2 protein-coding genes are annotated in these 2077 nt (G+C 72.4%); both read left to right on the forward strand.

Annotated elements, in window-relative coordinates; all coding sequences use genetic code 11:
* The coding region (locus H0W38_RS21860; protein WP_292458189.1) for a Mur ligase family protein at positions 1 to 900 on the forward strand (900 nt) is incomplete at its 5' end.
* Positions 897 to 2077 (forward strand): UDP-N-acetylmuramoyl-tripeptide--D-alanyl-D-alanine ligase (murF, locus tag H0W38_RS21865; protein ID WP_292458192.1); only part of this gene is annotated, 1181 nt, incomplete at its 3' end. The genes H0W38_RS21860 and murF, both read left to right, overlap by 4 nt.

A 2077-nucleotide genomic window follows, 5' to 3' on the forward strand; every position in this document is an offset into this window, starting at 1 on the left:
CACGGCAGCATGCAAGCCTACTGGGCCGCCAAGCGCCGCTTGTTCTCCTGGCCCGGACTGGCCGCAGCGGTGGTCAACCTCGACGACGAGCACGGCGCGGCGCTGGCCGGCGAGCTGGAGGGCGGGACGCTCGACCTCTGGACGTACTCCGCTCACGCCGGCGCCGCGCGGCTGCACGCGAGCGACATCGATCACGCGAGCGACGGGCTCGCCTTCACCCTGCACGAGGCCGGCGAAGCAGTGGCCGTGCGCAGCACACTGATCGGCGACTACAACGTCGCCAATTTGCTGGCGGTGATCGGCGGGCTGCGCGCGCTCGGCATTTCGCTGAACGAGGCGGCCTCCGTCGTTGCGGAACTCACGCCCGTGCCGGGCCGGCTGCAGCGCGTCGTCGTGGCGCTCCGGGCCCCGGACGCGGCGATCGCCGACGGTGCGTGGAGCGAGTGCCTGCCCGAGGTGGTCGTCGATTACGCCCACACGCCCGACGCGCTGGAGAAAGCGCTGACCGCGCTGCGCCCGCTCGCGCAGGTGCGCGGCGGTCGCCTGCTGTGCGTGTTCGGCTGCGGCGGCAACCGAGATGCGAGCAAGCGGGCGCCGATGGGCACTGTTGCCGAGCGGCTGGCCGATGCGGTGGTGCTGACCAGCGACAACCCGCGCTTCGAGGCGCCCGCGCCCATCCTGGCGCAGATCGCGGCGGGACTGCAGCGGCCGGCGGCGGCCAGCGTGATCGAGGACCGTCGCTCGGCCATTGCCCAGGCCATCGCCGGGGCCGCGCCGCGCGACCTGGTGCTCATCGCCGGCAAGGGCCACGAGGACTATCAGGAGACGGGCGGCGTGAGGCAGCCGTTTTCCGATGTCGCCGAGGCCGAACTGGCACTCTTGCGCAGGAGCCGCTCATGAGCCCGACGTCGCCGCCCGTGATGATGGATCTGGCCTTGGCGCATGCGCTGCTGCCCGGCTCGAAATTGATCGGCGATCAGCCGGCCACACCGATTGCCCGCGTGCACAGCGACACCCGCACGCTGCGGACCGGCGATCTGTTCGTGGCGCTGCGCGGCGAGCGCTTCGACGCGCACGACTTCCTGCCGCAGGCGCGCGCCGCGGGCGCGGTCGCGGCGCTGGCCGAGCACGGCTTGGCCGAGGCCGGCGTGCTCGGGCTGCTCGTGCCCGACACGCGCGCTGCGCTCGGCTTGCTGGCGCAAAACTGGCGCGCCCGCATGAACCTGCCGCTGATTGCGGTGGCCGGCAGCAACGGCAAGACCACGGTCACACAAATGATCGCGAGCATCCTGCGTGCGTGGCTGGGCGAGGGCGCCTTCTCCACCGAAGGCAACTTCAACAACGACATCGGCGTGCCGCTCACCCTGCTGCGGCTGCGCCAGCAAAGCGGCGAAGGCGGCACCTGGCACCGCGCGGGCGTGGTCGAGCTCGGCATGAACCATCCGGGCGAGATCGCCCTGCTGGCCGGCTTCACCGCGCCGACGATCGCGCTGGTCAACAACGCGCAGCGCGAGCACCTGGAGTTCATGGCCACGGTGGAGGCGGTGGCGCGCGAGAACGGCGCGGCCCTCTCTGCGCTGGGTGCCACCGGGACGGCGGTGTTCCCGGCCGACGATGCGCACGCGCCGGTGTGGCAGGAGCTCGCAGGCAGCCGCCCGACGCTCACCTTCGCGCTCGAAGGCGAGGCCGATCTGACGGCCGAGGCCGTGTGGAGCGGCGACCACTGGGCGGCCGTGCTGCACACCCCGGCCGGCGCCACGGCCATCCGGCTGCATGTGGCCGGCTGGCACAACGTCAAGAACGCGCTGGCAGCGGCTGCGTGTGCGCTCGCGGCGGGCTGTCCGCTGGAGGCGGTCGGGCGCGGCCTGGAGGCCTTCGTACCGGTCAAGGGCCGCTCGCAGGTCGGCACGCTCAGGCTGCAGGGCCGCGAGGTCACGCTGATCGACGACAGCTACAACGCCAATCCCGATTCGGTTCGCGCCGCCATCGACGTGCTCGCCACCTTGCCGGCGCCGCGTTGGCTGCTGCTCGGCGACATGGGTGAAGTGGGCGAACGCGGGCCGCAGTTCCACGCCGA

Source organism: Methylibium sp. (genome assembly GCF_013817365.1).
In the GTDB taxonomy this organism is placed as follows: Bacteria; Pseudomonadota; Gammaproteobacteria; order Burkholderiales; family Burkholderiaceae_C; genus Methylibium.